Origin of the sequence: Thermosinus carboxydivorans Nor1, from assembly GCF_000169155.1 — a bacterium.
In the GTDB taxonomy this organism is placed as follows: Bacteria; Bacillota; Negativicutes; order Sporomusales; family Thermosinaceae; genus Thermosinus; species Thermosinus carboxydivorans.
Map to the genome: position 1 here is coordinate 34,010 of NZ_AAWL01000011.1, position 22,151 is coordinate 56,160.

Sequence of the window (22,151 nt, forward strand, 5' to 3'; positions counted from 1 at the left end):
TCATGAAAGGATTTTTCAACAGATTTGTCCGCCCGCCTCAGGCGGCACGGCCGGCCAAAGGGGCTGATGACGCTCTCCGGCGCCAGGTTTCCGCCCTGTATGGTCTCTATTCCGGGCTGGTAGGGGCGGAAAAGGTGGTGCTCAAAGCCGGTAAAGTGGATGCATTGGAGCTGATGCGTTCCGATAGCTTGTCTGAGCGGGTTTTAGCCCTGCAGAAGCTGGTCTACGAGGATCCCACCGTGGACAGACTGCCCACTTATGAGGAGATTCCGGCCATCCTTGAGGAAATAGAGGATGAATTGGCCGATATGATGGCCCGCCGGACAGTCGAAGAGAAGATCGAAAAAAAGATTGCCGAAAAGATGGACCAGCGTCATCAAGAATATATCCGCGAGATCAAGGCCCAGGTGCTGAAAGAAGAAGAGCCTAACGTGGAAAACCCCCAGACGCTGAAAAAATACGCCCTGCTGGAAAAACTGGAGCAAAAAGGTTTGACCAAGTCGGTCATGGAGCTAGTGAGACCGGCCAGCTTGGCGGAAATTGTCGGGCAGGAGCGGGCCATTGAAGCATTGCGGGCCAAACTGGCCTCGCCTTATCCGCAGCACCTCATTATCTACGGCCCGCCGGGCGTCGGCAAAACGACGGCCGCTCGCCTAGTGCTGGAAGAAGCGAAAAAACTCAAGTTTACCCCCTTTGCGGCCGATGCGCCGTTCATCGAGGTGGACGGCACTACCCTGCGCTGGGACCCGCGCGATATGACCAATCCACTGCTAGGTTCGGTCCATGACCCGATTTACCAGGGGGCGCGCAAGGACTTGGCTGAAACGGGTATCCCTGAGCCCAAGCCCGGTTTGGTGACCGATGCCCATGGCGGTATTCTCTTTATTGATGAAATCGGCGAAATGGATCCCATGCTGCAGAATAAACTGCTCAAAGTGCTGGAAGACAAACGGGTTTTCTTTGATTCGGCCTACTACGACCCGTCCGACCCGCATGTCCCGAAGTATGTGAAAAAGTTGTTCGCCGATGGTGCGCCGGCTGATTTTATTCTCATCGGCGCTACTACCCGCGATCCCGGCGATATTAATCCGGCCATCCGGTCGCGTTGCGCCGAAATCTTTTTCGAACCGCTTACCCCGAAACACATTGAAGAAATTGTTTATAACGCCGCCCGGCGGCTGAAGGCGGACATGGACGGCGACATCCCGCGCATTATCAGCGAGTATACCATTGAGGGACGTAAAGCGATCAATATTTTGGCCGATGCTTACGGCCGCGCGCTACACCGTGCGGGCGGCGACACCGGCAAAGTCGTCATCACGACAGCCGATGTTTATCAGGTAGTACAGAGCAGCCGCCTGACGCCCTATGTTAGTCGCAAGGCCTCGGCTACGACCGAGGTGGGCAAGGTCTTGGGCCTGGGCGTGGCCGGTTATCTTGGCTCGGTCCTAGAGATTGAGGCGGTTGCTTTTCCCGCCGCGGATAAGGGCAAAGGCAGTATTCGGTTTAACGATACGGCAGGCAGTATGGCGAAAGATTCGGTCTTTAATGCGGCGGCCGTGGTCCGCAAACTTACCGGGCAAGACATGGCCAACTATGACCTTCATGTGAATATTGTCGGCGGTGGCCGCATTGATGGCCCATCAGCCGGCCTGGCCATCACTGCTGCCATCATTTCGGCCATTACCGGGCGGCCGATCAGGCAGGATGTGGCCGTGACCGGCGAGATCTCCATTCAGGGCAAAGTCAAAGCGGTCGGTGGCGTCTTCGAAAAGGCCTATGGCGCCAAGCAAGCCGGCGCGACTATTCTGATTATCCCTAAGGAAAATGAGCATGACATCCCGCGGGGCCACCTGGGTCTTGATATCCGCCCGGTGGAAACGGCCCAAGCCGCCCTGGAGATCCTCCTGGCCAAAGCTGACCAGGCCATAGCGTAAGAAACTACTTGATAAATATCTGAGAACGATAAGCCTCGCTATCTGCGAGGCTTATCGTTAAACTATTATACCGTTGTTTCTACCCCTTACCCACACCCCTCACCTCATACCTCATACTTCATACCTCATACCTCATACCTACTTATAGAGCCTTTATGGGAGAGGATTAAAATGTTAGACCGTATACCGCCCCAGAACGTGGAAGCCGAACAGGCCGTTCTCGGCGCGATGCTTATCGAACGTGAGGCCATTTCCAAGGTGGCCGAGTTTCTGCGTCCCGAGGACTTTTACCGGGAGGCTCACCGGCTCATTTATCAGGCGATTTTGAACCTTTTCAACCGCAACGAGGCGGTGGACATCGTCACTGTCACCGAGGTGCTGCGCAAGGAAGAAAAACTCGAAGCGGCCGGCGGCATTTCCTACATAACGTCCCTGGCCAACAGCGTGCCGACGGCGGCTAACGTTGTTTATCATGCCAAAATTGTCGAAGAAAAGGCGCTCCTCCGCCAGCTGATCAATACGGCGACCCAAATTGCCGGCATGGGCTATGAGGCCAATGAGGAAGTCGCCGTCATTCTTGACCAGGCGGAAAAGATGATTTTGGAAGTGTCCAACCGCAAGGTGGGCCGCGATTTTACCCCGATTAAGGCTATTATTTTCGACGCCTTTGCCAAAATCGAAGAACTCTATGCGACCCGCGGCGGCATTACCGGCATCCCTACCGGGTTTAAGGACCTTGACCGTCTGACTTCGGGCCTCCAGCCGTCTGACCTTATTCTCATTGCCGCCCGTCCCAGTATGGGCAAGACGGCGTTTACCCTGAACATTGCCCAGCATGTGGCCATCCGCGAGAAAAAGACGGTTGCCTTTTTTTCGCTGGAGATGTCCAAGGAGCAGCTTGTCCAGCGGATGCTGTGCGCCGAGGCCGCTATCGACGCCCAGCGGCTGCGCACCGGCGAACTGGAAGACCACGACTGGAAAAAGCTGGTGCTGGCGGCCGACAAGCTGGCGGCGGCGCCGATTTTTATCGACGATACGCCGGGCATTACGGTACTGGAGATGCGCACCAAAGCGCGGCGGCTTAAAATTGAGCATGATTTGAAACTGATTATTATCGATTACCTGCAGCTCATGCAGGGCAGTTCAGGTCCCAACCGCAGCGAAAACCGTCAGCAGGAAATTTCGGAAATATCCCGCTCGCTCAAGGCGCTGGCCCGGGAACTCAACGTGCCGGTCATCGCCCTGTCCCAGCTCAGCCGCGGCGTCGAAGCCCGCCAGTCCAAGAAACCCATGCTGAGCGACCTGCGCGAATCCGGGTCGCTCGAGCAGGACGCCGATATCGTCGCTTTTCTCTACCGGGAGGATTACTATAACCCTGACACCGACAAAAAGAACATCACCGAGGTCATTGTGGCCAAGCACCGCAATGGCCCGGTCGACACGGTGCAGCTCTTTTTCCACAAGCAGTTTACCAAGTTCATCGACCTTACGACAAGGACGGAATAAGGTGCGCACCAGTTTTATCCATGAATTGTCAATTGCTCCCCCAGCGAAATTTTGTACTCCGCTGGTTTTGCGGCAGCTCGATATTAGGGCTGTCTTTTATTTTTCAGTTTTTTCTAGCCGCCTGTTTTGCCCATATAAGGCATAGCCGTTTTGGTCCGCACATATATTTCAGGCAAGGCATCAGTTGGCACAAGTGCATCCCAGGTTTAATTCCGGGCACAGCCGGAATGTATCCAGGCGGGAGGTGTCGGGGAATGATCCGGTTTATCTCACAGGAGTGGAAGTATTTCCTCAGTTTGCTGGTGGTGGTTATTGTCCTTGGCGTTGTTTACTACGAATATAAGCAGTATAAGCAGCCGCCGCCGGCGACGGTGATGCCTCAGCCCAACATCGTAATCAACACGTCGGGGGAGCAAGCCAAGCCAGGCGAGCCGCAGGTAGTGTATATCAAAGGCGAGGATAAGCACACCAAAGAAATTGTCTATGTCCCGAAGGAGGTTGACCCCAAGACCGGGGAGCAGGAAAAGACCGACGTGCAGTTTGAACGCCGGCAGGGCAAAATCTATGTGAAGGTAAACGGCAAAGAATTTGAAGTGCCGGCGGAGGTCAAGGAAGACGCCAAGTTCGAAAAAGGGAAGTTGGTAATTACTGAGCAAACGGAAATGAGGCTGAGCATTATGGCCCCGAAGCCGTCGTTCAACCTTGGCATCGGCTGGTCTTCCAACGGTCCGGCTGCCCAGCTTAATGGTCCGTTCTTTAAAAACGTGTCCTGGTGGGTATATGGCGACAAGGACACGGTGGCTGGAGGGCTGCAATTTCCAATAATGAAATAGCAGTGGAGAGAGGCGGAAGGGCCTCTTTTTTTGCTGCCAGAACTTTTGCCGCCACAAAAAGCGTACTCTATCGAGAGTATCCGAACATTATTAGGACAATCAAGATAATCATTCGAAATTTTTATTGACACCCCTGCCGGTAGATGCTATTATTATCAAGGGAAAAACTGTGCAGTATCTCCCCGACTCAAATAGAAGCCCACTGGCTGCTGTTTGAGTTATTTTTGTGGGTCAGGGTAGAATAATTAACCAGGGGAGTGATAACCATGAAACAATATGACGTTATCGTTATTGGCGCTGGTCCAGCCGGGATTTTCACCGGACTTGAGCTGGCTGGTTCAGGACTGGACGTGCTGATTATCGAAAAAGGACGTGACATTAGCTCACGTCGGTGCCCCAAAAATTTGATGTATAAAACCTGCGTGAACTGCAAGCCCTGCGATATTCTCTGCGGCTGGGGCGGCGCCGGCGCGTTCAGCGATGGCAAGCTGACCCTGACGACCGAATTCGGCGGCATGCTTGATGCCTATATAGAAAAAAGCAAAGTTTCCGAGCTAATCCACTATGTGGACCAAATATATGTAAAATTCGGCGGGCCGCAAAAAGTCTACGGCGATGAGAACAAGGAAGAAATTCGCCGCATCCAGCGCGTGGCGGCGGCGGCCGACCTTAGTTTCGTGCCGGCCCGCATTCGGCATCTTGGCACTGACAACAACTTTGAAATCCTCAGCCGTATGCGCGAATACCTGAGCGATAAATGCGAAATCCGCACCAGCACGGCGGTGGAGTCCATCATAGTAGAAAGCGGCAAGTATGTTGGTGTGGAATTGGCCGGCGGCGAAATTATTAAGAGCAAATACCTGGTGGCCGCACCAGGACGCGAAGGCGCCGAGTGGTTTGTCGGCCAGGCGCAAAAACTGGGCCTGTCGCTGGTCACCAATCCGGTCGACATCGGGGTGCGCGTCGAACTGCCGGCGGTCGTGATGGAACACATCACCGACATCGTCTACGAGTCCAAACTGGTGTATTATACCAAGTCCTTTGACGACCGCGTGCGCACCTTCTGCATGAACCCCTACGGCGAGGTTGTGACCGAAAATAACGCCGGCCTGATTACCGTTAATGGCCACAGCTACGCCACCAAGAAAACCAATAACACCAACTTTGCCTTGCTGGTGTCCAAGAGCTTTACCGAACCGTTTAAGGAGCCAATTGCCTACGGCAAGTCCATTGCCCGCCTGGCAAACATGCTGGGGGGCGGGGTCATTGTGCAACGTCTGGGCGACCTCCTCGACGGCCGCCGCTCCACCCCTGAGCGGATTAACCGCGGCCTGGTAGAGCCTACTCTCAAGGATGCTACGCCTGGCGACCTCAGCCTGGTGCTGCCGTACCGTCACCTGGTAGCAATCACCGAGATGCTTGAGGCGCTCGATAAGGTGGCGCCTGGCGTCAATTCCCGCCACACCTTGCTATACGGGGTGGAAGTGAAATTCTATTCTTCCCGCTTGGAACTAAATAGTGTCCTGGAAAGCCAAATCCCCAACTTTTTTGCTATCGGCGACGGCGCCGGCGTGACGCGCGGCCTGGCTCAGGCGTCGGCGGCGGGTGTAGTTGTCGCCCGAGAGATTATGGCCCGCGAAGGCAAAAAGCAAGGTTAACCTACGGCAACTAATGAACAAGGAGTGGGTTTGATGATTAAGCGTTACACTTTCCCCGAAATGGGACGCATCTGGACCGACGAAAACGAGTTCCAGACGATGTTAGACATTGAAATTTACGCGTGTGAAGCCATGGCCGAGCTGGGCCAGATTCCGGCCGAGGTCGTACCGGTCATCCGCGAGCGGGCCAAGTTTTCCGTCGAGCGCATCCGCGAAATCGAGAAAGAAACGCGCCATGACATTCTCGCTTTTCTGCAGGCGGTGGCCGAAAATGTCGGCGATGAGGCCAAATATATTCACATGGGCTTAACCTCCAGCGATGTCAAGGATACCGCTCTGGGTTACATGATGAAGCAAGCGGCGGACATCATCATCGCCGACCTGGAACAGTTGCGGGAAGTACTGCGCCGCCGCGCCGCCGAGCATAAGTACACCGTCATGATCGGCCGGACTCATGGCATCCATGCCGAGCCGGTTACATTAGGCCTTAAGTTTGCCCTTTGGCTGGATGAGACGGAGCGCAATATTGAGCGGGTGAAACGGGCTCGGTCCGCCGTTGCTGTCGGTAAACTGTCGGGCGCCGTCGGCACCTATGCCAATATCGACCCCCGCGTCGAGGCTTATGTGTGCGAAAAAATGGGTCTAACGCCGGCCAAACTGGCAACCCAGGTTATTCAGCGCGACCGCCACGCCGAATTTTTAACCACCCTGGCGGTGGTCGCCAGCTCACTGGATAAATTTGCTACCGAAATCCGCAACCTCCAGCGTACCGATATCCGCGAGGTGGAGGAATACTTCCACCCCGGCCAAAAAGGCTCGTCGGCCATGCCGCACAAACGCAACCCCATCACCTGCGAGCGGGTGAGCGGTCTGGCGCGGCTGGTGCGCAGCAACGCCATGGCGGCGCTGGAAAACGTCGCCCTGTGGCATGAGCGCGATATCAGCCATTCTTCGGTAGAGCGCGTAATCCTGCCGGACAGCACCATTTTAGTGGACTACATGCTGCGCATTTTCGCCGACATCGTTGATAAACTCTTAGTCTATCCCGAGGCGATGCTGGCCAATATGAACAAGACGGGCGGGCTGATTTTCAGTCAGCGCGTATTGCTTGCCCTTGTCAACAAGGGTGTTGCCCGGGAAGAGGCCTACCGCTGGGTGCAGCGCAATGCCATGGCCCGCTGGCTAGAGGGCCAAGACTTCAAAACCAATATTATCAACGACCCGGATATTAAGAAATATCTCACGGCGGAGGAAATTGCCGACTGCTTTGATTACCGCTATCACCTCCGGCATGTGGATACCATCATGGCCCGGTTTGGGCTGTAACGAATATGCTTTTGAAGGGAATGAGACATGTGTCAGCAGTCGTCGTTATCGGCACCCAGTGGGGTGACGAGGGGAAAGGCAAAATCGTAGATTTTCTGGCCGAAAAAGCCGATGTGGTTGTCCGCTACCAGGGCGGCAACAACGCCGGCCACACCGTCATGGTAGGCGGCAACGAATTTAAGCTCCATTTGCTGCCTTCCGGCATTCTCTATCCCGGCAAACTTTGCGTCGTCGGCAACGGGGTCGTCATCGACCCAGCCGTGATGATTAAGGAACTTCGCGGCATGCAGGAGAAGGGTATCGATACTTCTGGGCTCAGGGTGTCCAACCGCGCCCATGTCATTATGCCCTATCACCGGCTGCTGGACGAAGTGGAAGAAGAATATCGCGGTGAGCACAAAATCGGCACCACGAAGCGCGGCATCGGCCCCTGCTATATGGACAAAAACGCCCGCAGCGGCATCCGCATGGTCGACCTCCTGGATGAAAAGGAATTCAGCGAAAAGCTGGAACGCAACCTCGAGGCCAAGAATCACCTTCTTCGCGCCGTCTATGGCGTGGAGGGCTTTGACTACCAGCAAGTAAAGGAAGAATATCTCGGCTATGCCGAAATTCTCCGGCCTTATGTCACTGATACGGCCGTCGTCCTCAATGACGCAATAAGCGCCGGGAAGAAAGTGCTGTTTGAAGGCGCGCAGGCAACCCTGCTCGACCTTGATCACGGCACCTATCCCTATGTTACTTCTTCCCATCCCATTGCCGGCGGCGCCTGCATTGGCGCCGGCATTGGCCCGAAAAAGATCAGCAAAGTTATCGGCGTCGTCAAGGCCTATAGCACCCGGGTGGGTGAAGGGCCGTTCCCGACCGAGCTCAAAGACGAAATCGGCGATCTCATCCGCGAACGCGGCCGCGAATACGGCACCACCACCGGTCGGCCTCGCCGCTGCGGCTGGCTGGACGCGGCCATCGTGCGTTACGCGGGCATCCTAAGCGGCATTGATTATATGGCCATTACCCGTCTTGACATCCTGGACGGCATCAAAACCCTTAAGCTGTGCGTCGGCTATAAATATAAAGGCGAAGTGCTAAAAGAGTTTCCCGCCAGCCTCAAAGTGCTGGCCCAGGTTGAACCCATCTACGAGGAAATGCCGGGCTGGGAAGAGTCGATCAGCGCTATCCGCGCCTATGACGACCTGCCGGTCAACTGCCGCCGCTATATCGAGCGGCTGAGCGAAGTCGTCGGCATTGAAATTGGGATCGTTTCCGTAGGCCCGCGCCGCGATCAGACGATTATTTTGCATGATATGTTTTAAGTCATTGGTCAACCCCTGCTGCTTGGGCGGTGCTCACCCAGCAGGGGTATCTATTTTGCTTTTACAGGCGTCAAAAAAGTAGCCGCCAATCACAGCGAATAGTACGATAGCGCCGCCGATTAACGAGTAGCGTCCTGGTATTTCGCCAAGAAAAAGAAACACCCAGATGGGATTTAAAATCGGTTCAATCGATGTGACAAGGGTGGCTTCCAGGGCGCGCACATGGCGGATGGCATGGGTGTAGATGACATACGCTAGGCCAAGCTGGAAGACGCCGAGCGCCAATATTATCGAAAGATTAAAGACTGTTACGGTGATGCCAGGGAGCGCAGGCAGGCTTAGCAAAAAAGTCAGAATGTTCCCCAGCAGGACCGACCCGAAAGGGGGGCGGTCCTTTTGCATCCGCGTAAAAATAACGAACAACGCAAAACTTATGCCGCTGACTACGCCCAATATATTGCCCAACAGGCCGCCGGCCGATACTTTATCAAGAAAGAAAAAAGCCATTCCGCCCAAAACCAAAACAATAGTCAAGAGGTCCCGGCGGGTAACTTTTTCGTGGAGCAGCCAGCCGCTCAGCAGGGCTACATATAAGGGGGCGGTGTACTGCAGCAGGATGGCGTTGGCGGCGGTTGTCAGCTTGGTAGCCGCTACGAAGCTGCTGACCATGCCGCAATAGAAAGCGGCACCGGCCAGCTGTTGTTTGGAAAAGATGAAGGCTTCTCGGCGAAATGCTAACCAGATGACAATGGCGGCAATAAGGCTGCGCAGACCGGCAATAGCCAGCGGGGGCCAGGCGACCGATTTTACCAATACTCCTCCGCTGCTCCACAATACCGCGGCAAGGGCGAGAAAAAACAGCGAATTTCGGGTATTGATCATGATTTTCACAACCTTTACAGTCAATTTTTTAGATATAAATGTATTAAATATTTGGGAGAAAAAGGAATAACCCTTTTGTTCTAATATTGCGTAAATTTTAAAATACCTTGCCAAAACAGGAAAAACTAGTATAATTATTAATCAAAATATAATCACATATCCCCCAAGCAGGGTGGCTTTTTAAGAATGGCTTAGCCGCGAGCCCATTCTTAAAAAGCTTTTTTTGTTTTTAGGAGGTGGAAACCAGAAAAATTGTCGCCGCTAATAACCGATAAAATGATGAAAAATTAAGAAAGGACGGGTGGCTATGGGTAAGTTCAAGTTCGCGCGCATTCTCGGCGTCTTGGCGGTAGTAGCCTTGGTGGCCGTGCTGGCCGGTGGCTGCGATGGGGCCAACACTGCTAAGGAAATAAAAATCGGAGTGGTTTATGAGCTAACTGGCAATACCGCTTCTTTTGGCACGGCCGCTGCTAATGGCGCCAAGCTGGCCTTTAAGGAAATTAATGCCAAAGGCGGAATATTAGGTAAACAAGTGCAGCTAGTAATAGCTGACAACAAAAGCGAGCCGTCAGAGTCGGCAAACGCCATGACCAAAGTTATAACTCAGGATAAAGTCGTGGCCGTGACTGGTTTTACTACCAGTTCCAACGGCATTGCCGCCTCTAATGTCGCTGAGTCGTATAAAATTCCCTTTGTGGCGGCAGCTACCACCAACCCCAAAGTTACGGTGGACGAAAATACCGGCAAGGTGAAAGATTATACTTTTCGCGTCTGTTTTATCGACCCGTTCCAGGGGACAGTCGGCGCCAACTTTGCTTTAAACACCCTTAAAGTAAAGAAGGTAGCCATTCTTATTGACAACAGCAGCGACTATAGCAAGGGGCTTGCCAAATTTTTTAAGGATGCCTTTGTTAAAGGTGGCGGCGTAATCGTAGCCGAAGAGGCGTATTTACAGAAAGATCAGGACTTTAAGACCGTGCTGACCAAGATTAAAGTCGCCGGCCCGGAAATGATCTATGTGCCGGGATATTACGAAGAAGTAGGTAAAATCATCAAACAAGGGCGCGAGTTGGGCATTACCGTTCCGTTTGTCGGCGGCGACGGTTGGGATTCGCCCAAACTGCCCGAAATTGCCGGCGCGGCTAATTTAAACGGCACATATTTTACTAATCATTATTCCGTTGAAGATACCAGCCCCAAATCGAAGGCCTTTGTGGAAGCATACCAGAAAGAATACGGCCAACTACCGGATGCTATGGCCGTATTGGGTTATGATGCGGCCTATGTGCTTGCTGATGCAATAAAACGGGCCGGTAGTACCGATCCGGCTAAAATCCGGGAAGCGCTTGCTGCAACGAAGGACTTTGACGGGGTTACCGGCAAGCTGACGCTTAACGCCACGCATGATGCCGTGAAGAGCGCCGTAATCATCGAATTTAAAGACGGCAAACAAGTATATCGCGCTACTGTCAATCCTTGATGGCATTAAAGACCGCCTATCCGGCGGTCTTTAATGCCTGTTTGTCAAATAAATTGCAATTAGCGGGAGTGACGCCAAATGGCGGTAAAAAGCGTAGTGGGCGATATTGCCATGGGCAGGGCGATGGTCGTGTCGCGGGATATTGCGCCGGAGGAAGCGCGGCGGCTAATCGCGGTAGGCGGCTATGCCGCTCTTGTTACTAATGTTGATGGGAAATGGTGCTATTTGGCCGGCAAAATCGGCGAGGCCGCCGACGGCGCTGAGCTGTCCTGGGCGCCGCTAGTGGCCCGCAGCATCGACTTTTTGGCGCAGGAGCTGGCAGAGGCCGTCGGGACGCTAGCCGCGGCGCCGGTGTTGATATTAGCTCAAAATAACGTTCCAGTGGGAATATATACGCCGCAGATCCTAATTTGCGGTCTGTGGGAACAATTCCGCCGCCAGCAAGCCGTGTTGACAGCGGTAGCCGATATTGTCGGCGAAGCATTGACTGTTGTCGATACTTCCGGCAAAGTGAGTCTGTGGAATAAACGCGCCGAACAGCTTTACGGCATTGCGCCGGAGATGATTTTAGGCCATCCCATTGAAGAGTTTTTTTCCAACCTGATCATCACCGCTGTTTTAGCCTCGTCGCAAGCGATCAGCGATAAATATCACCAGCCGAAACCTGGTGCGCATGTCCTCATCAACGCTGCGCCAATTTGTTGTGACGGCAGCATAATTGGCAGCATTGCCGCTGAACGCGATATAACCGAGATAGTTAATTTAACACAGCAACTTTGTGCTACAAATGCGAAAGTAATGTCGCTTAAGCGAGAAATAAAAGAGATTAATGCTCAGCCTGATCCGTTTGCCGCTATTTGCGGGCACAATACCGTATTGCGTCAGGAAATAGCGACGGCGCGTAAAATAGCCATCTCCAGTGTCCCGGTGCTAATCCGAGGGGAAAGCGGCACTGGCAAAGAAGTTTTTGCCAGGGCGATTCATACGGCTAGCCGCCGGCGCGGCCCGTTTGTGGTGGTAAATTGCGGCGCCATACCGCCAACGTTGTTTGAAAGCGAGTTTTTCGGCTATCAGCCGGGGGCTTTTACCGGCGCGGATAAAAAGGGCAAGCCGGGCCTATTTGAGTTGGCGCATGGCGGCACGCTGTTTTTGGATGAAATTGGCGAACTGCCGAAAGAGATGCAGGTAAAGCTGCTTAGAGTCTTGCAGGACAAAAGCTTTTATCGCGTTGGCGGCGACCGGCCGGTGCAGGTGGATGTGCGGATTATTGCGGCTACCCACCGCAACCTTGAAGCAATGATTGAGCAGCAGGAATTTCGGCATGATTTATATTACCGGCTTAATGTAGTTTCGCTGTATTTGCCGCCGCTGCGCCAACGCCGCGATGATATTCCTGAATTGGTGCATCGCGGCATTCAACAGTTTGCTTCCCTGCATGGCCGGGAGATTGTCAAAGTAGAGCCGGAAGTTATGGCGGTATTTCTAGAATATGACTGGCCGGGCAATGTCCGCGAATTATACAACGTATTAGAGCGACTGGTGATATTAGCGGATGGCGGGGTGTTGAAGTTTGCCGATCTGCCGGCTGATTTACAGCAATTTGGCTTACTTTTGCCGAAAAAAATAAATCTGACAGCGGCGCAGAATTTGCCGGCAGCTACTGAGCGCATGGAACGGACAATTATCATGCAGGCGCTGGCGGCCGCTGGCTTTCGCAAGGCGCAAGCAGCGAAAAAGCTGGGGATCCCACGGAGTACGCTCTATTACAAAATGCAGCGGCTAGGTCTGAATACGTCAGAAACCTGACAGAAACGTCGGTTTTCTGACGTATTTTCTTTGATTTTATGCCGTCAGTAACGTCAAATACCGGGCAGGCGCGAGTGAAAGAGTTGGCATGAATTTTGCAATTCAAAATAAATAGGCTAGGCAATTAATCCTAAGCGGAGGTGATGTCAATGCGCCTGACGAGCCATCCCATTATTAGTTATCCCCAGCGACGTACGGTAGAGTTTACATTTAACGGTCAGCGGCTGCAAGGATTAGAAGGCGAGCCGATTGCCGCCGCCTTGTATGCTGCCGGTATTCGTATTTTGCGGCACAGTCCACGGTCCGGGCGGCCGCGCGGCTTGTTTTGCGCCATCGGCAACTGTTCTTCCTGCCTGATGACGGTTGACGGTGTTCCTAACGTCCGGGTCTGCGTCGAGCCGCTGCGAGCCGGAATGGTAGTAATGACGCAGGAAGGGAAGGGGCGATTGGTGTGATAAAGCGGGAAGTTGTCGTCGTCGGCGCTGGTCCGGCCGGGTTGATGGCTGCGATCAGCGCGGCCAAGGCCGGCGCGGAGGTGCTGGTGCTTGAACGGTCACCCTTTGTGGGTGGTCAGCTGGTTAAACAGACGCATAAATTTTTTGGCGCAAAGTCCGAATATGCCGGTTGGCGGGGAACGGAGATAGCTGGTATTCTTGCCGCAGAAGCAGCGGCATTTAAGAGAATAACTATCTGGACCAACGCGGTTGCGGCTGGCTATTATCCCGACCAAACGCTGGCCGTGGCGCATAACCAGCGGCTGCGGGTGATAAAACCCGGCAAGCTGATTATTGCGACTGGTGCGGCCGAGAAATTTCTGCTCTTTCCCAACAACGACCTGCCGGGAATCTATGGAGCTGGCGCCGTCCAGACCCTGCTCAATCTTTATGGAGTTCTTCCCGGCCGCCAGTTTTTAATTGTCGGGGCAGGCAATATCGGGGTGATATTGGCGTACCAGCTGCTGCAAGCCAATGCCGAGGTAGCCGCAATCGTCGAGGCGGCGCCGGCGCCAGGGTGCTATCAGGTGCATGCGGCTAAAGTGCAGCGCTGCGGTGTTCCCTTTTATACATCGCATACCATAAAATATGCCTATGGCAGCGACGCCGTAGCGGGAGCGGTCATCTGGCAGCTGGATGAAAGGCGTCAGCCGCTACCCGGTACGGAAAAAGAGGTGGCGGTGGACGGAATATGCATAGCGGTAGGGCTCAGCCCGCTGACCGAATTATTGTGGCAGGCCGGCTGCCGGATGAAATATATCCCGGAGCTGGGGGGGAATGTGCCGCTTTGCGATGAGAACTTCCGTACATCAGAGCCGGATATTTATGTAGCCGGTGATGCCGCTGGGGTCGAAGAAGCATCTACCGCGATGGTGGCCGGCAAAATTGCCGGGATGGCTGCGGCTTGCGCGCTTGGCTATCAGCCGCAATGGCTGGTTGACGAACTGGCTGAGGCCAAAGCCAGGCTGGCGATGCTGCGGGCGGGACCCGTCAGTGCCAAAATCAGAGCAGGAATAAAGAAAAGGCAATTAGCGGAGGTGAGCTGATTTGGCCGCTAGAGCAGTAATTGAATGCAACCAGCCTATTCCTTGCAATCCGTGTGTCGATGCTTGTCCGCGCGGCGCTATTCGTATCGACGGCAATATTAACAATTGCCCTGAACTTGACGTCGACTGCTGCAATGGCTGCGGCCATTGTATTGCTCATTGCCCGGGGTTGGCCATTTTTGTCGTCGACACCAGTTTCGCGCCGAACAAGGCTTTAGTGAAAATTCCTTATGAGTTCTGGCCTTTGCCGCGGCCGGGCGAAATAGTGGCGGCGCTTGACCGTGCGGGGCGGCCGGTAGGGGAAGCTGAAGTCATAAAAGTCCAGGAGTATCAGAATAAGACCATGATCGTATGGCTGGCTGTACCGCCGCCGCTTGCCGACGCAGTCCGCAATATAAGGCTGAGGAGGTAACTGGTAATGGCTGACGATATAATTGTTTGCCGCTGTGAAGATATAACTTTAGCGCAAATCCGCCAATTGGTCGCCGCAGGGTTGACATCGTTGGAAGAAATAAAGCGCGCCTGCCGCTGCGGCATGGGGCCGTGTCAAGGGCGGACGTGCCTGCCGCTTATTGCCCAGGAAATATCCCGGCTGACCGGAAAACCGCTGGCCGATATTGCTTTGCCTACTTTCCGGCCGCCAACCGTTCCGCTCAAACTAGAACTACTAACCAGAGGTGAGGAACATGACCAAATGGGCTGAAGCCGTCATAATCGGCGGTGGGATTGTTGGGTGTTCTATCGCCTACAACTTGGCGCGGCTGGGGCTAAAGAAAATCTGTTTGTTTGAAAAGAACTATTTGGCCAGTGGCGCTACCGGCCGCTGTGGTGCTGGGGTCCGCATGCAGTGGGGGACAAGGGCTAACTGCCTTCTCGCGCGGGAAAGTATCCGCATGTATAAGCAGCTGCCAGAGTTGTTGGAGATATCAGGCGATATCGAGTTTAAACAGGGAGGTTATTTGCTGCTGGCGTATACAACCAAAATGGTCGAGCAGTTTCAAAAAAATCTGGCGCTGCAGAACTCCTTGGGGATACCTGCCCGCTGGGTGACACCGGCTGAAGCCAAAGCAATTGTGCCCCATCTCAATACCGAAGGTCTGCTTGGCGCCACTTTCTGCCCCCAAGACGGCCACTGCAATCCTTTCGCGGCAACATATATGTATGCTGCTGCCGCGCGGAAGCTTGGCGTAAGCATTTATACTCATACCAGCGTCACCGGCATTGTTGTAGAAAATTACCGCGTGAAAGCCGTCGAGACGGAAGCGGGCCTTGTCTATACTCCAATCGTCGTCAATGCTGCTGGCGGTTACGCTGCCGAAATTAATAAGCTGGCAGGGGGGGCGGAGCTGCCCATTTATCCTGAGCGGCATGAAATACTGGTGACAGAACCGGTAGAAGCAATGCAGACGCCGATGGTAATGAGCTTTTATCATAACCTGTACTGCCAGCAAGTGCCCCATGGCAGCTTTCTCATCGGTATTGGCAACCCTGATGAGCCGAAGGGGATTAACCACCGTTCCAGCTGGCAGTTTTTGAGGGAAGCCGCGCAGAAAGTGAGTGCCCTCATGCCGGTGTTGGCTAAGCTGACGGTTGTTCGCCAATGGGCTGGGGTATATGATATGACGCCTGACCGGCAGCCAATACTAGACGAAGATGAAAGAGTGGCCGGGCTGTTTGTTGCTGCTGGTTTCAGCGGGCATGGCTTCATGATTGCCCCTATGGTCGGCCGGCTGATGGCCGAACTGATTACCGGCAGTTCCCTTTCGCTGCCGATCGCCATGTTTCGGGGCCGGCGGTTTGCGGAAGGGAATTTCTTCGTCGAGCCGGCAGTAGTATAGCGAATAAAGTTTAAAAATTTAAATCAAGGAGGCGTTAGAACATGTTGCCAGAATTCAAAAACGAGCCGTTAACCGATTTTTCCTTGCCTGCCAACCGGGCGGCGATGGAAGCAGCCCTAAAACAGGTTCACAGCCAAAAGGGCGGGCATTATCCGCTGCTTATCGGCGGAGAACTCATCGATACTAAAGAAAGAATTGTGTCGCTAAATCCGTCGTTATGCGAGGAAGTCATCGGAACAACCGCCAAAGCTGATGTTGTGCTCGCCGATAAAGCCGTGCAGGTGGCCATGCAGGCATTTGCGGCCTGGCGGCATATTAGTCCTGAAGTTCGTGCCCGGTACTTATTTAAAGCCGCGGCACTATTGCGGCGGCGCAAATTCGAATTTTCCGCCTGGCTGGTGGCTGAGGCGGGCAAAACCTGGGCTGAAGCTGATGCGGATACCGCCGAGGCCATCGATTTTATGGAATATTACGGCCGGCAGGCGCTCAAATATGCCCTAGGCATGCCGGTAGTCGCTTATCCGGGTGAGCAGAACGAATGCTTCTATATACCGCTTGGGGTAGGGGTAATAATCTCGCCTTGGAACTTCCCCTTAGCCATTCTGGCTGGCATGACGACTGCCGCCATTGTCGCTGGCAATACCGTGGTGGTTAAGCCTGCCAGTAATACGCCGGTAATTGCTGCTCACTTTATCAGACTGCTGCAGGAAGCAGGCCTGCCCCCCGGCGTAGTGAACTATTTACCCGGTAGCGGCACAAGTATCGGTGATTACCTGGTAGCCCACCCAACTGTCCGGTTCATTAATTTTACTGGCTCGAAAGAGGTCGGACTGCGGATAAACGAGCTCGCGGCCAAAATTGCGCCAGGACAAAAATGGCTCAAGCGGGTGATTGCGGAAATGGGAGGAAAAGATGCCATTATTGTTGATAGCGAAGCCGACCTTGACCAGGCGGCCGCGGGCATTGTCGCTTCCGCTTTTGGTTTCCAGGGGCAAAAGTGTTCGGCCTGTTCGCGGGCGATCATTGTAAAAGATGTCTATGACGTGGTGCTGGAAAAAATTATTGCCAAAACGCAAAAACTGTGTCTTGGTCCAGCCAATGATCCAACAACCGATGTCGGGCCGGTGATCGACAGCAGTGCGTACCAAAAAATATTGGGGTATATCGAATTGGGCAAACAGGAAGGGCGGCTGGTTGTCGGCGGCGAAAAAGGCGATGATGCGGGGTATTTCATTAAGCCGACCGTGTTTGCCGAGGTTTCGCCGTATGCCCGGATTGCGCAAGAAGAAATCTTCGGGCCGGTGCTGGCGGTAATTAAAGCTGAAACTTTTACCGAAGCGCTGGCTATTGCTAACGATACCGAATACGGTCTGACCGGGGCAGTTTATTCTCATAACCGGGCTCATCTTGAACAAGCACGGCGGGATTTTAATGTCGGCAACTTATATTTTAACCGGAAATGTACCGGTGCGTTGGTCGGTGTCCACCCATTTGGCGGGTTCAATATGTCGGGTACCGACTCCAAGGCGGGCGGCGCTGATTATTTGCTGCTGTTTATGCAGGCCAAGACGGTAGCGGAAAAGTTATAAGCTGTGACTTAAAAATTGCCGTTTTCAGCGACGCGAAAACTTTCAAGAAAAAAATTCTATTTTCCGAATACTTACTTTGGTATTGACGAAAATTATTTAGATATGTTACTTTAGTAACAAATATAGGGTTTGGCAAAGTTGCCATTAGCGAAATTCGCTCATGGCTTTATTTTTTTTTTTTTGAGAAGCAATGGGGCTTATAACAATCGAGTTATAAGCCCCATTACTGTTTTGCCAGGAGGTGATACAGGGTGCAATACGGTGAAGAATGTAAACAAGGTAGTTTAATTAAAGTGGATAGCTTTTGCCAATGATATTTACGGGGATCAATCTTAAATCAAACAAGTTAAACAATGGGAGGATGTACAATGATTATCGGCGTAGCAAAAGAAATTAAAAACAACGAAAACCGGGTAGCGCTTACGCCGGCCGGTGTACAGACGCTCAAAGCGCATGGCCATACTGTGCTGATTGAAGCCAGTGCTGGCGTAGGCAGCGGTTTTGCCGATGCGGAATACCGCCAGGCCGGCGCGGAGATTGTCGGGGACAAGCAGGCGCTGTTTGATCGTGCCGACATGATTATGAAGGTTAAAGAGCCACTGCCGCCAGAATATGATCTTTTTCATGAAGGACAAATTCTGTTTACCTATCTGCACCTAGCGGCCGAGCCAGCGCTGACGCAGGCACTGTTAACCAAAAAAGTGATTGGCATTGCTTATGAAACCATTGAAGGCCCCAACCGCACCCTGCCCCTGCTCGCGCCCATGAGCGAGGTGGCGGGACGGATGGCGGTACAAGTAGGTGCCCAATACTTGGAAAAACCTGGCGGCGGCAAAGGCATTTTGTTAGGCGGCGTCCCTGGCGTCGAGCCGGCTCAGGTCGTTATCATCGGCGGCGGCACGGTCGGTACCAATGCAGCCAAGATGGCAGTCGGCATGGGGGCGCGGGTGACGGTGCTTGATAAATCGCCCGCGCGGCTGGCTTATCTTGACGACCTTTTCGGCGGCCGGGTTGTGACCGTCATGTCGAACAGTTACAATATTGCTCGCTGGGTCAAACAGGCTGACTTGCTTATCGGCGCCGTGCTGCTTCCGGGGGCCAAAGCACCCAAATTGGTGACAGAGGAAATGGTCCGAGCGATGGAACCGGGCTCGGTCATTGTTGACGTTGCTATCGACCAAGGAGGCTCGGTTGCAACCATCGACCGGGTAACTACTCACAGCGATCCTACCTATATTAAGTACGGCGTCGTTCATTACGCCGTAGCCAACATGCCCGGAGCAGTGGCCCGTACGTCTACCATGGCGCTTACCAATGTCACAGTAGACTACGCCTTGCAGATTGCCGACAAGGGCTATCGCCAGGCGGCGCTTGACAACTCCGGCCTGGCGAAAGGTATTAACGTGATTGCTGGGAAAGTAACTTACCGGGCTGTTGCTGATGCTCTTAACCTGCCCTATACACCGCTGAAGAAGTGTTGAAATGAAAAATATAAGTTGACAATAAGCTCATAATCCTCTATAATCACTTGTTGTGAGGCTGACCCACTAGCTCAGTTGGTAGAGCACCTGACTTTTAATCAGGGTGTCGATGGTTCGAGTCCATCGTGGGTCACCATTTGCGGCCCGTTGGTCAAGCGGTTAAGACACCGCCCTTTCACGGCGGTAACAGGGGTTCGAATCCCCTACGGGTCACCATTATGTGGGCGATTAGCTCAGCTGGGAGAGCGCCTGCCTTACAAGCAGGATGTCGGCAGTTCGATCCTGTCATCGCCCACCAAATTCATCATGACTGTCGCCTGACGACAGTCATCTATTTATGGCCCCGTGGTGTAGTGGTTAACATGCCGCCCTGTCACGGCGGAGATCGTGGGTTCAAGTCCCATCGGGGTCGCCATCATGCCTCGGTAGCTCAGTTGGTAGAGCAGAGGACTGAAAATCCTCGTGTCGGCGGTTCGATTCCGCCCTGAGGCACCACCTTTCTGACCCACTAGCTCAGTTGGTAGAGCACCTGACTTTTAATCAGGGTGTCGATGGTTCGAGTCCATCGTGGGTCACCAAAAATTCAAAGTCTTCCAGGCGTTTGCTCTGGGAGGCTTTTTTATTTTACAACAACCGTACAATAATGCAAAAGGAGGGCCCTGCAAGAGCGGCATACCAGCCGTACCTGAGGGTTTCCTGGCAGTTTTGGCATGGGTTGTTGTACTGACGCCGCCGGTGTTGTATTTGCCGCTATTTGCGTATTATCGGCATAGTAAAAGTGATAAGTGGCAATTCCCAGGATGGCTGCATAAGAAGAGCTGGCTGGTAGCTTTCTTTTATTTGCTACAAAGGTCAGAATTGACTAAAAATCATAAGTTCTTCACAATGCGTTCATAAGTTTTTCAAAATGTCTTTGTATAATACGGTTGTACAGGAAAATAAAGGAGGGGGCCGATTATGAAAAAGATAGTTGCTGTAGTTACTATGGTGTTTGTATCAACTGTATTTGCCTCAACAGCGTTGGCGGGAGAGGGATACTACATTCAGGAAAAAATGCGTAAGGAAGCTGAAAAACGTATCGTCCAATATGAGAAAGAGAATAAAAAAGAGAAATCAACGAAATCTGAAAATAAAACAGAGCAAAAGCAGGACATTTTTAAGCGCTTTAGCATAGTGGAAGCTAAGGGCGGACGATAGCGCTATAACCGTAAGCTTTTGGTATCGTGAATAGGTAAAAAGAAAGCCAGCCCGGTTGAACAGGGCTGGCTTTTCTGTAGGTGAAGTTAGCTATTTCAGATGGGAACAGGTTGAGGCTGAGTTGGCAAACGTCAGCTGGATAACTTGGTTTTTGCTGCTTTTAGCTTGGTAGCGGGTCTTGTCAGCTAGCGCCATCAGCAGGTCAGCGCTGGCTTGTGGCCAACTAATATTGACGCTTGGGCTTTCCGGTTAGTACCTTAGGGGGACTGAGTATAGGAATGACAAGAAGCTTTTTTACCCTTAAAACCAAACTGTTTTTGGCATTTTTTTTACTTTCTGCCCTTATAACATTGGCCATATCTTTTGAACTGTTTGTACACATGCGGACTGACCATTTGAATACGCTAAAGCGTGATCTAGCGGTAATTGCCAGTTTAGCCCTTACGCAAGAAGAAGGAAGACGCCTCAGCGAAATGGTAGTTGCCGGTGATCATGCCGCCATTGGCCAGGCGGCCGAAAAGTTGCGGCAGCGACTAACGTTAGAAACTTTAGCGATAGATAAGGTATCTGTTTGGCAAGTCTCAAATTCAGTGGAGTATGTGTATTTGGCGGATAGCGAACTTGCACAGCAGGGCTCAGTAGCTCAAAGTGCGGCAATCCCCTCTCCAGCCTTGCCGCCGGACGACATGAACCGGCCAATGGTGGTTGAAGTTCCCAATAGCAATTTTGAGATTATAGTTTATGCGCCCCTGAAAGATGCTGCCGGCAAGACAATGGCCTTAGTGGGCATAACCGTCAACGGTTCAGCGGTAGCGGGGGATGTGCGGCATTTTGTCATTCAGGTTGCCAATGTCGCCGTTATGGCGATAATGGTTGTCGGCGTAATCAGCTGGTGGTTAGCCAGAGGCTTTTCTCGTCGCTTGTCGCGGCTTCATGCGGCTATTGATGAAATAGCGGCCGGCAATATCGACGTTGCTTTACCGGATAACGGCCAGGATGAGGTAGCGGTCTTAGCTAGTCGGCTTAATCAGCTGGCGGTTACGTTGTCGAGCGAGCGAGAGGAAATGCTGCTTTCGGCCATTGAATCGCTGGTGGCCGCATTGGAGGCAAAGGATGCATATACATACGGCCACTCGTCGCAAGTAAGCGCCATAGCGTCTGCAATCGGCAGGCAAATCGGACTAAGTGAGCAAGAACTGTTTAATGTGCGAATTGCCGCACTGCTCCACGATATCGGCAAAATTGGCGTTCCCGACCAAATACTAAATAAGCCGGGGCGATTAGATGAGACAGAACGCCAGACTATTGAGCAGCACCCGGTTATTGGGGCTAAGATACTGGCCGGTATTCCGGCGCTAGCCAGAGTGACAGATATGGTAAAACACCATCATGCCCGTTGGGACGGTAAAGGGTATCCAGAGGCGCTAGCCGGTGAAGAAATACCGCTTGGCGCGCGGATTATTGCTGTAGCGGATGCTTATCAGGCGATGACGTCTGACAGGCCATACCGTAGCGGCATGGCGGCGGACGTTGCCATGGCCGAACTACGCCGCTATGCCGGCAGTCAGTTTGACCCGAAGCTAGTGGCCGCGTTTGCCGAGGTATGGTCGGAGTGCCCAAAATTTCACTAAATCTCCACAATTTCTTCACCAAATATTCAAATTGTTACCTTATATTACACGCTAGCGAAAAATGTCATGAGTAGTGAAGAGGGGATGCAGTTATTTTGCTCGGTTGTGTGTTATTATAAAACTGAGGTGAGATG

Annotated in this window: 18 protein-coding genes and 6 tRNA genes; 23 read left to right on the plus strand and 1 reads right to left on the minus strand. The window is 52.9% G+C overall.

The features are described 5' to 3' along the window. Nucleotides 1-2: 2 nt before the first annotated feature. The 6 genes from lonC (at nt 3) to TCARDRAFT_RS08865 (ending at nt 8,573) form a co-directional block, all read left to right on the plus strand. The gene (gene lonC, locus TCARDRAFT_RS08840; RefSeq protein WP_007289656.1) at nt 3-1,937 is read left to right on the plus strand and encodes a Lon family ATP-dependent protease; all 1,935 of its coding nucleotides are present in this window, start codon (nt 3-5) and stop codon (nt 1,935-1,937) included. A gap of 171 nt (nt 1,938-2,108) precedes the next feature. Next, nucleotides 2,109-3,443: a replicative DNA helicase gene (dnaB, locus tag TCARDRAFT_RS08845; protein WP_007289657.1), complete on the plus strand. Its 1,335-nt coding sequence runs from the start codon at nt 2,109-2,111 to the stop codon at nt 3,441-3,443. Nucleotides 3,444-3,697: 254 nt separating this feature from the next. Continuing rightward, nucleotides 3,698-4,276, plus strand: coding sequence for a hypothetical protein (locus tag TCARDRAFT_RS08850; protein ID WP_007289658.1), 579 nt, complete (start codon nt 3,698-3,700; stop codon nt 4,274-4,276). 266 nt (nt 4,277-4,542) lie between these two features. Continuing rightward, nucleotides 4,543-5,934 carry an NAD(P)/FAD-dependent oxidoreductase gene (locus TCARDRAFT_RS08855; RefSeq protein WP_007289659.1) on the plus strand — a complete coding sequence of 464 codons (1,392 nt, stop codon included), beginning with the start codon at nt 4,543-4,545 and terminating at the stop codon, nt 5,932-5,934. Nucleotides 5,935-5,967: 33 nt separating this feature from the next. Beyond that, entirely contained in the window at nt 5,968-7,260 is a 1,293-nt protein-coding gene (gene purB / locus TCARDRAFT_RS08860) for an adenylosuccinate lyase (protein ID WP_007289660.1), read from the plus strand. 29 nt (nt 7,261-7,289) lie between these two features. After that, entirely contained in the window at nt 7,290-8,573 is a 1,284-nt protein-coding gene (locus TCARDRAFT_RS08865) for an adenylosuccinate synthase (RefSeq protein WP_007289661.1), read from the plus strand. 33 nt (nt 8,574-8,606) lie between these two features. On the opposite strand, the gene TCARDRAFT_RS08870 is transcribed toward TCARDRAFT_RS08865, so the two are convergent. Then, nucleotides 8,607-9,455, minus strand: coding sequence for a DMT family transporter (locus TCARDRAFT_RS08870; RefSeq protein WP_007289662.1), 849 nt, complete (start codon nt 9,453-9,455; stop codon nt 8,607-8,609). A gap of 307 nt (nt 9,456-9,762) precedes the next feature. Between TCARDRAFT_RS08870 and TCARDRAFT_RS08875 the strand changes: the two genes are divergently transcribed. The 17 genes from TCARDRAFT_RS08875 (at nt 9,763) to TCARDRAFT_RS14650 (ending at nt 22,017) form a co-directional block, all read left to right on the plus strand. Next, nucleotides 9,763-10,935 (plus strand): ABC transporter substrate-binding protein, encoded by a 1,173-nt coding sequence (locus TCARDRAFT_RS08875; protein WP_007289663.1) that lies wholly within the window; start codon nt 9,763-9,765, stop codon nt 10,933-10,935. A 78-nt stretch (nt 10,936-11,013) separates the two neighbouring features. Beyond that, entirely contained in the window at nt 11,014-12,741 is a 1,728-nt protein-coding gene (locus tag TCARDRAFT_RS08880; RefSeq protein ID WP_007289664.1) for a sigma-54 interaction domain-containing protein, read from the plus strand. Nucleotides 12,742-12,890: 149 nt separating this feature from the next. Beyond that, entirely contained in the window at nt 12,891-13,196 is a 306-nt protein-coding gene (locus TCARDRAFT_RS08885; RefSeq protein WP_040683247.1) for a (2Fe-2S)-binding protein, read from the plus strand. Continuing rightward, nucleotides 13,193-14,281, plus strand: a complete 1,089-nt coding sequence (locus tag TCARDRAFT_RS08890) for an NAD(P)/FAD-dependent oxidoreductase (protein ID WP_007289665.1) — start codon at nt 13,193-13,195, stop codon at nt 14,279-14,281. Before TCARDRAFT_RS08885 ends, TCARDRAFT_RS08890 begins: the two co-directional genes overlap by 4 nt. 1 nt (nt 14,282) lies before the next feature. Beyond that, on the plus strand, nt 14,283-14,693 hold the full coding sequence (locus tag TCARDRAFT_RS08895; protein WP_007289666.1) for a hypothetical protein: 411 nt from the start codon (nt 14,283-14,285) through the stop codon (nt 14,691-14,693). Nucleotides 14,694-14,699: 6 nt separating this feature from the next. Next, entirely contained in the window at nt 14,700-14,984 is a 285-nt protein-coding gene (locus TCARDRAFT_RS08900; RefSeq protein WP_007289698.1) for a (2Fe-2S)-binding protein, read from the plus strand. Then, the gene (locus TCARDRAFT_RS08905; protein WP_007289667.1) at nt 14,968-16,119 is read left to right on the plus strand and encodes an NAD(P)/FAD-dependent oxidoreductase; all 1,152 of its coding nucleotides are present in this window, start codon (nt 14,968-14,970) and stop codon (nt 16,117-16,119) included. Before TCARDRAFT_RS08900 ends, TCARDRAFT_RS08905 begins: the two co-directional genes overlap by 17 nt. Before the next feature lie 41 nt (nt 16,120-16,160). After that, complete coding sequence (pruA, locus tag TCARDRAFT_RS08910; RefSeq protein WP_007289668.1) at nt 16,161-17,708, plus strand: L-glutamate gamma-semialdehyde dehydrogenase; 1,548 nt, start codon at nt 16,161-16,163, stop codon at nt 17,706-17,708. Between the two features lie 368 nt (nt 17,709-18,076). Further along, nucleotides 18,077-19,189, plus strand: a complete 1,113-nt coding sequence (ald, locus tag TCARDRAFT_RS08915; RefSeq protein WP_007289669.1) for an alanine dehydrogenase — start codon at nt 18,077-18,079, stop codon at nt 19,187-19,189. 60 nt (nt 19,190-19,249) lie between these two features. Continuing rightward, nucleotides 19,250-19,325: transfer RNA gene (locus TCARDRAFT_RS08920), tRNA-Lys, on the plus strand. A 5-nt stretch (nt 19,326-19,330) separates the two neighbouring features. Beyond that, nucleotides 19,331-19,405: transfer RNA gene (locus tag TCARDRAFT_RS08925), tRNA-Glu, on the plus strand. A gap of 6 nt (nt 19,406-19,411) precedes the next feature. Continuing rightward, nucleotides 19,412-19,487, plus strand: a tRNA-Val gene (locus TCARDRAFT_RS08930). 41 nt (nt 19,488-19,528) lie between these two features. After that, a tRNA-Asp gene (locus TCARDRAFT_RS08935) sits at nt 19,529-19,604 on the plus strand. Between the two features lie 4 nt (nt 19,605-19,608). Further along, nucleotides 19,609-19,684 (plus strand) — tRNA-Phe (locus TCARDRAFT_RS08940). 7 nt (nt 19,685-19,691) lie between these two features. Then, nucleotides 19,692-19,767 (plus strand) — tRNA-Lys (locus TCARDRAFT_RS08945). Nucleotides 19,768-20,146: 379 nt separating this feature from the next. After that, nucleotides 20,147-20,386: a hypothetical protein gene (locus TCARDRAFT_RS08955; RefSeq protein WP_007289700.1), complete on the plus strand. Its 240-nt coding sequence runs from the start codon at nt 20,147-20,149 to the stop codon at nt 20,384-20,386. Between the two features lie 278 nt (nt 20,387-20,664). Next, on the plus strand, nt 20,665-22,017 hold the full coding sequence (locus tag TCARDRAFT_RS14650; RefSeq protein WP_007289670.1) for an HD-GYP domain-containing protein: 1,353 nt from the start codon (nt 20,665-20,667) through the stop codon (nt 22,015-22,017). Nucleotides 22,018-22,151: the final 134 nt, after the last annotated feature.